Origin of the sequence: Deferribacter abyssi (assembly GCF_049472655.1) — a bacterium.
GTDB classification, from domain to species: domain Bacteria; phylum Chrysiogenota; class Deferribacteres; order Deferribacterales; family Deferribacteraceae; genus Deferribacter; species Deferribacter abyssi.
On the sequence record NZ_JAQNCS010000032.1, the window covers coordinates 1 to 7,887 of the forward strand.

Annotated in this window: 6 protein-coding genes and 2 pseudogenes; 6 read left to right on the forward strand and 2 right to left on the reverse strand. The window is 28.6% G+C overall.

What is annotated here, in order from left to right:
* The 4 genes from OWK30_RS11340 to OWK30_RS11355 all read left to right on the forward strand — a co-directional run.
* On the forward strand, nt 1–3,300 hold a 3,300-nt coding region (locus OWK30_RS11340; RefSeq protein ID WP_423326578.1), incomplete at its 5' end, for a DEAD/DEAH box helicase.
* Between the two features lie 253 nt (nt 3,301–3,553).
* Nucleotides 3,554–3,832: a hypothetical protein gene (locus tag OWK30_RS11345; RefSeq protein WP_423326580.1), complete on the forward strand. Its 279-nt coding sequence runs from the start codon at nt 3,554–3,556 to the stop codon at nt 3,830–3,832.
* A gap of 21 nt (nt 3,833–3,853) precedes the next feature.
* Nucleotides 3,854–4,192 carry a hypothetical protein gene (locus OWK30_RS11350; protein WP_423326582.1) on the forward strand — a complete coding sequence of 113 codons (339 nt, stop codon included), beginning with the start codon at nt 3,854–3,856 and terminating at the stop codon, nt 4,190–4,192.
* A gap of 62 nt (nt 4,193–4,254) precedes the next feature.
* Nucleotides 4,255–4,809, forward strand: coding sequence for a hypothetical protein (locus OWK30_RS11355; RefSeq protein ID WP_423326583.1), 555 nt, complete (start codon nt 4,255–4,257; stop codon nt 4,807–4,809).
* A gap of 398 nt (nt 4,810–5,207) precedes the next feature.
* Here OWK30_RS11355 and istB read toward each other — a convergent pair whose 3' ends face one another.
* Together istB and istA are read right to left on the reverse strand one after the other, a co-directional pair.
* The gene (gene istB, locus OWK30_RS11360) at nt 5,208–5,957 is read right to left on the reverse strand and encodes an IS21-like element helper ATPase IstB (RefSeq protein WP_423326585.1); all 750 of its coding nucleotides are present in this window, start codon (nt 5,955–5,957) and stop codon (nt 5,208–5,210) included.
* Between the two features lie 9 nt (nt 5,958–5,966).
* Nucleotides 5,967–7,409, reverse strand: a complete 1,443-nt coding sequence (gene istA, locus OWK30_RS11365; protein ID WP_423326587.1) for an IS21 family transposase — start codon at nt 7,407–7,409, stop codon at nt 5,967–5,969.
* 113 nt (nt 7,410–7,522) lie between these two features.
* Here istA and OWK30_RS11370 point away from each other — a divergent pair.
* Nucleotides 7,523–7,645: pseudogene (locus tag OWK30_RS11370) on the forward strand (Mu transposase domain-containing protein); the annotation flags it as partial.
* Nucleotides 7,646–7,669: 24 nt separating this feature from the next.
* Nucleotides 7,670–7,887: pseudogene (locus tag OWK30_RS11375) on the forward strand (IS21 family transposase); the annotation flags it as partial.

The window sequence follows — 7,887 nt, forward strand, 5'->3', positions numbered from 1 at the left end:
TATTGCCATAATTTAGATGAAGTAGTCTCAAAATCTGAATATGGACAAATTTTTGTGGCAAAAACGACAATGTTTAGTCACATTAAGTTGAATATTCCAGAAGAAGATAAAAGTAATAAAAAAGAAATTGCTAAAAAGGCTTTAAAAAAAGGAATAGAATATAGGGAGCAGCTTAAAAACAAATATGACCTACTAATAGTTGATGAGGCGCATTATTATAGAAATTTTCATGGAGATAGTCTTCGTGTAAATGTAGCTAAAGGTTTTTTTGGCACTCGTATCGGAGAAAATAGCAATGCAGAAAATGAAGGTATTGCCTCAAAAGTGCTATTAATAACAGCAACTCCAAACCATTCTAAACAAGATGATATAAAAAATATATTTAATTATTTCAATTACTTAAATCTAAAAGTGAATAATAAGCTTCTTGAGAAGTGTAATGACTATTCTGATATTTTAAAGGAATATGCTCACAGGAGATTTAGAAGATTGGAGGATAAGATAAAATATCAGTATAGAAAAGAGACAGCTATTGAGGCTTCTTTTGAAGAGGATTTAAAAGCAGAAACGTTTTTTGCAGTCTATCAAAAACATTTGGTTAGAAAGATATTGAGAAAAGAAGAGGAAGAACATAAAGAAAAAAAGAAACAAAATATTTCTGAAAACCGTCTTACTTTTGGTTATTTGGAAGGTTGTGAAATCATAAGTTATGAGGAAGATAACAATGCTGTTGAAAATAGTGAAAATGATATAGAAAGTCAAGATTATACCCGCGGTTTAGATCATGAAATATTAAAAAATATTGTAAAAAAATATACTTCTATTTTTCAAAAACCACCTTCACATCCCAAGTATGATAAAATTGTTAATAATATAATTGAAAAAGAAAGGGATGCTATTAATTATGGTAAGGAAGCTGAAAAAAACATTATCTTTGTACGTAGAATCCCATCAGTAAAAGAATTGACAGAAAGACTTTTGAGAGAGTATGATAAGATTCTATTTGAGAAATTAACGAAAAACCTAAAGCTTCCAAAAAATTTAAAAATGCCTAATAAAAGAAAAGAGTTAGATAATTTGATTAAAAAACATTTCCCAGAATTTGCAAAAAAAGAAAATAACTTAGATTTTGAAATATCGGAAGTTAATGATGACAGCAATTTTAAAAACTGTGTGGTCCTTGATTATTTTGTTAGAAAAAAAGAACAACAATCCTCTACATTAGGGTCTAATTTTAGAAACTTATTAGTAGATCCAAACTCCCCATTTTCAATGTTGTTTGAACTACCACCTAATAAAGAAGAACCAACAGAAAAATATGTATTTGAAGATTTTTTGATTAATAAAAGAAATGAAATAGATTATTTAGAAAGTGCAAAAAGACAAAGGTATAAAAATAGTTATAAACTCCTTAAGTATCAGAATATTAAAAATTATTCTAACAGCAAAAGTGCAAAAAGAGAATTTGATACACTTTGGACATTGTTTTTTAAACAAAATAAAGAGGCAAAACAGTTAATAGATAGTTTTAGTGAATATGAATGGGAAGGTTTGGGTAATTTTACAAAAAAAGCATTAATATTTGCTTCAGATGCAATAATTGAATTATTTTGTTGGTATTTGGTTAATGAAAATAAAAATAATTATGAAAGTTTTATTGAAACAATTAAAAAAGATTTTAAAAAAAGTCGTACCTACCTTTTAATGAAAGAATCTTTAAATTACTTTAAGTATATTTGGCAAAAAGTATTGGGGTTAAAAAAAGAAATGTTACCTGATTATGATTTTAGAATTTTTGAAAGTGGTGTGCCTGTATATGGCTTTCATGGAGCAACAAAAAGTGATACAATAATCCAATTATTTAATACTCCATTTTATCCAAACAATATTGTTGCTACCTCTGTTTTACAAGAAGGGGTTAATTTACATTATTATTGTAACAATATTATCCATTATGGAATAGCATGGACTCAAGGTGCAGATGAACAGCGTAATGGCAGAGTAGATAGGTTTTTAGGAAAGGTACATAGAAAACTGAAGGCTAATAGAAGTAATCTGTCAGCAATGAATATTTGTTATCCAGTATTAAAAGATTCTGTGGATGAACTGCAGGTATCCCAGTTTATAAAATATAAACGAAGAGCAGAAGCTATTATAGATAAAGGTGAAGAACCTGAAGAAGTCACTGAAATAGATAATAAATTTGAAAGTAACTGGAAAGCATATTTAAGAGAACCTAATAATGATATTAGTTTATTGGAAGATCCGTATCCAGCAAGATTTGAAATAAATAAGTCAGACTTAATTGATATAAATTGCTTTAAAAGTGATAAACAAAAAATTTATGGTAAAAACATTGTTACATCGATATTGGATTACTTTGAAAAACATCAAAACATAAATAGAATTAAAATTGAAAAAATTATAGAATTTTGGTCTGAAAATAATCCAACTTCAAAGTTATTTTATTTGAATACAACAATATCAAACAAGGATCAAAAACGTTATCAGCCAGCAATAGTTTTTTGTGGTTATTTACCTTTATCGTCGGTAAATGGTTTTGAGAAGAAAAATTTTAATTTCTATCTTAAAGTTGTTTCTCCAGTAGCTAAGAAAAAAGATGTTTTTACTAACAAGGATTTATTTGAAAAAAAAATTAAAACAATAAAAAAACTACTAATCAATTATCCTTTAGTAAAAATTGAAATAGATGATGAGAAAACAGGCTTTGAATACTTGAGTTGTTGCTCTTATATATTAGTTACTTTTGATAGTGATGGAAATGTATTTTTAGATGAAAATGAATTAAAGTATTCTGTAGAACAGACCTTATATGTTGCTGATGAATTGGAAAAAATATTATATGATGAAAATACAGATGAAGCAAATTTTGAAGAATTGAGTGTTATGAGTAATTCTGAAACGTTTGGTCGAATAGTACAGTCTCAAAATGGAACTAATCAAAGTGAGAATTTAAATAGTACAGTATATTTTGGAAATAAGATATATGATAATATCTTAAATGGGTGGAGTGAATTTGAAAGAGATAATTTGAAGTATGTATGTAAGAGTGTATCAATTCCTTATCCTTCCAAACTTGGTAGTGTCGATTGTATAAAAATGCTATCTAAATATCCTTTTATTAATTATCATTTTAATAATAACAAAATAATAATAAAATTAAATTACTTGAAAGATAATTTCCAAAAAGAAGAACAAAAATTTTTAGAAAATTGGTTTGAAGTAGCAGCAAGTTATATAGAAAAAGACTTCAAAGATATTAATAATTCCAAGAAGTAATATTACAAAATTTTTATTTACGTCAAATACCGACACTTGCTTTTTATAAACTCAAATTAGTTCCTGATTTAGAATAAACATCATAGGAGATTTTTATGTGAGTTTTAAAGGAGCTTTTTTTGTTAGGACAAGTTGAATTTAAAGAAAATATATATTTTTCCTCAAAGTTAAATCACATTTTAGATTATTAATCATTTGACAAAATATAGAGTTAAGATTAGATTTATCAATAGAAACTACAATATGTAGCAATATGAAACAAATAGATTTAATACCAAAAAGTTATATACAACGTATTGAAGAAATTCTTAAAATTTCTTGGCGAATATTAAAAACTAGATTTCTTGAGGGAAGACATCAAATTTCTAAAGAAGCACCTTTCCAACATTATCTTGCTCACATTATTTCAGTGATTGGTGAACAATATTGTACAAAGCGTGATGATATTTTTGTAGTTGATTTAGAAACAAAACTTGGAAATGTCAAAGGAAAAACAAAATATATTGATATTACTTGTTCTTTTTTGAAATAAAATGTTTCTTGTGCTATTGAGTTGAAATTTAAAACAGCACAACAAGGTGCTCAGGATTATGGGCGAATTGATACTTTTGTAGACATAGAAGCATTAGAAATTGCATGTGATAAATATGGCTATAATATTGGTAGATTTTATATGATAACTAATAGCACTGAGTATATAACACAATCAAAAAGAGATATTGGTACAGTATTTACCACCATGTTTGATGGTGCTGTAACAAAACCAAACTCAACTTTTCATTATGCCGGCTTAAAAGGGAAAGAAAATGTTAAAGTACAGTTAAGTAATTCTTACACTTTTGAATGGGAAAAAATTGGAAACAGGTATTTCTTGGAACTAAAAATTAAGTAGAACTACCATTACTTGAATTTAAGGAATATCTTGTTTAATATTGTATTATGGAGAAAATTTAAATGATTCAACTCACCTTAGATGATGTGACCAGAGTAGTTGAGAATATAGATAATACTGTATTATATAAATACATATATTTACAAGAAAAACTTATGATAACTGATGTAACAATTGATCTTGAATTTCAAAGAAAATTTAATGGTTTTTATCGAGTAAGAAGAAATAAGGTCTGGCAGTTGCATTTTTATAATATACTTGAACAAAATAAGCATAATAAAAAAGTTTCATTTGCTGATATTTTATTTGACTTGAAAGAAAAAACAGGGAAGCTAGAAGCCTCGTTTGCTAGCAAACTTGTAGCGACAATAAATCCTGATATGCCAGTTATTGATAAATTTGTTTTGAAAAATACCAATCTTAAGTTACCAAATTATAAATCAAATGAAAGAGCAAAAAAGATAATAATCTTGTATGAGCAATTGCAACAGGTTGTTAATGATTTTTTATCAACTGGAATAGGGGAATTTTTGGTAGAAAAGTTTCAAAGTAAATTTCTGAATTTAAATATATCTAAAGTAAAGATGTTAGATTTTGTGTTATGGCAAATTCGTTAATTTAGTTAAATTATAAAAAGCATTTAATTGTGCAATATCCTCATCTTATTTTTTTTACTACCAGATTTAAATGATTTTCCATGATGATGTTTTGTATAATCAACCATACTTTTCTTATACTTGTTAACTTTTAAGTGGTAAATATCTTTGTACCCCTCTACGATAAGGTGGGGATTTTTACTTGACTTTTACAATTTTATACTTTTTAAAGTGATGTTGGTATGAGTGGTAATCACATTAAAACAATGCAATATGGAAAAAATGTGTTATCTGATATGGGATTTAAACAAGATAAAAATACCACTATCTTTATTAAAAATGAAGTTTTTTGTCTTTCTCCTTCTGTTCTGTCATTGTCAATTGAAATTCCCCACCTTATGGCCCTTAAAATTCCCCAGTTACAAGTTATCAGTTTTAACTTTTTGTAAACCCTTAATTCTATAACTTTTACCTGTTATTTTAAAAATATGAGCATGATGTATTAATCTATCTATTATTGCTGATGCAAGAACTACATCACCAAAGATATTACCCCATTCCTCAAAAGGCCTATTGGTTGTTACAATTACAGATTTTCTTTCATATCTTTGTCTGATTATTTCGAAAAATTCATCTACATAATTCAACGGTATTTTCTTAAATCCAACCTCATCTATTATCAGTAAATCAACTCCTAAAAATTGCTTTAAAACACTAAAATAACTACCATCACCCTTAGCTGATATCAACTTGGCAACCATATCATTTGCATGAATAAATAGTACTTTATAACCATTTTTCAAAGCTTCTATACCTATAGCATTAGCAAGATGTGTTTTACCTACTCCAGGATTACCCATAAAAATTATATTCTTCCTTTCTTCAATAAAACGACAACTGCATACATCCAATATCTCCTGCTTTTTTAGTTCAGGTTGATAATTAAAATCATAGCTCGATAATATTTTTGAAGAATCGAGTTTTGATTTATTGAATCTTTGTTTAAATGAATTACTCTGACGATTGATTAATTCATCTTCTAATAATAAATCCAGAAATTCTAAATAGCTCAAACTATTTTCTATAGCATATTTATTTCTGCTTTCCAGCGATTTGGCTACGCCAGATAATTTAAATCTTTTTAGTTTATTATTGATTTCTTTTATCATTTTGCTCTCCTAATTATCGGTTAATAAATCATACTGGCTTAAATCGTTAGAATAACCATTACCCCTTACAGACTCATCAGGTGAAATCTCTTTCTCCTTGTAAAGCCCCTTTTCGCATATATTTTTAACTGATAGATAACTTAATGAATTGAACTTATTTGCTCTTTTACAAGCTGAGTTAACTACTTCTTCCCCATATCTCTTAGATAAATTAAAAATTCTACTCATTATACGCTGATAATGGCGAGGTTTTTCCTGGGATAATTTCTTGTAAAACTCATATACATACTCTCCAATTGAAAGAGATTTTGAATCATAATCTGTTTTCTGTAATTTAGGATTATGAGACTCCTGGGTTATGAATTCACCTGTTGTGTTTGATAAGGTATGAACTGCTATTTCTTCGTGTAATTCATTATAGACTTTCAATATCCTGCCATTACAACGTATGTGTACCTTTTTACCAACATAAGTGTGGGGGACGGAATAGTAATTGTATCTGTAGGTAATATGACCATAACGGTTGACTATTCTGTCAGATAACTCATATATTTCATATCTCTCAACAGGTAATTTCAGCAATTTCTTTTGCTCTTTCTTTTTAAATTGTTCAAAAGGAATCTTTCTGGTTGTGCCATGTATTTTTTTATTACAAACGGTATCCTGCCAATTTTTAAGTAACCCCTTTACCTTATGAAAATCTTTCTCCTTAAGTGACTTAAAAAAATTATTCTTCACATATTTTATGCCACTCTCAACTTTGCCCTTCTCTTCAGGATACCTTACCTTGCATGTTATAGGACTGCTACCGTAATAATAAAGCATATTAGCATATTCTTTCTGTATCGTTGGCTCATAAAAATTTGCTTGTAATACTCCAGATTTTAGATTGTCTATCTTTATTGTCTTAGGTACCCCATTGAAAAACTCAAATGCATTTATGTGGCATCTAAGAAATGTTGATACCTCCTGACTTTGAACAATTTCATAATATTTATACCTGCTAAAGGATAATACCATGCAAAATACCCAGCTCTTTACTTTCCTGTCAAGTTTAGTATCATAAAAGTAGCCTATGTAACCAAAATCTACTTGAGCTTCTTCACCAGGTGGGGATATCAAAGGAACATATACCCCACCTTGGCCCTTTAATTTCCTCACATATTTTTTAACACAACTATAACTTACTGATAATTCATATTGTTGAGTTAATTTCTGGTGGATTAATACCGCTGATAACCCTTCTGATAGATAATCCAATATCTCTTCTCGGTAAGGGTCTAATAGGCTCTCCCTTGAAAATTTAGGTGGACTTACTCCTCCATCTTCCACCTTATCTCTGATTTTTCTTACTGTCTTTCTGTCAATACCAAGCTCTCGGGCTATTTGGGAAATATTTTTGCCCTGCTTTAATAGTGTTTGAACTGTGTAATACATCTCAACCCCCAGCATCTTATTTCCTCCTACCTGTGTTCTCGGTGGAGGATGTTAACATACACAGGTGGGGAATTTTAAGGGCCTTTTACTGGGGAATTATTTTACCTTTAACATAAGTTGCAGGTAATTATTATTCTGTTCCTTATCAATATATAAAATCAAAGGTTGATGTATGGTATTCCAACACTACCGTAGAAATATTTTTCAAAGGTAAATTAATAGCAGTTCATCCCAGGTTATTTATTAAAGGTCAAGCTTCTACTTTGGATGAACATATGCCACCTAACCACGTATTGAGTAAAGAAAGATGGAGTCCAAAAAGAATATTTTTTTGGGCATCTAAAATAGGCTTAAATACGACTAAGTTGATGAAAATGATAATGGAATCAAGGAATCACCCTGTAAATGCTTATAGAACCTGTATTGCGATATTAAAATTATCCGATGAATACTCTGCAAAGGAATTGGAATTAAGCTGTCAAAAAGCGATTTC

Coding starts and splice junctions, on each gene's coding strand:
- OWK30_RS11345 (WP_423326580.1), top strand. CDS start 3,554: ATGAAACAAATAGATTTAATACCAAAAAGTTATATACAACGTATTGAA.
- OWK30_RS11355 (WP_423326583.1), top strand. CDS start 4,255: ATGATTCAACTCACCTTAGATGATGTGACCAGAGTAGTTGAGAATATA.
- istB (WP_423326585.1), bottom strand. CDS start 5,957: ATGATAAAAGAAATCAATAATAAACTAAAAAGATTTAAATTATCTGGC.
- istA (WP_423326587.1), bottom strand. CDS start 7,409: ATGCTGGGGGTTGAGATGTATTACACAGTTCAAACACTATTAAAGCAG.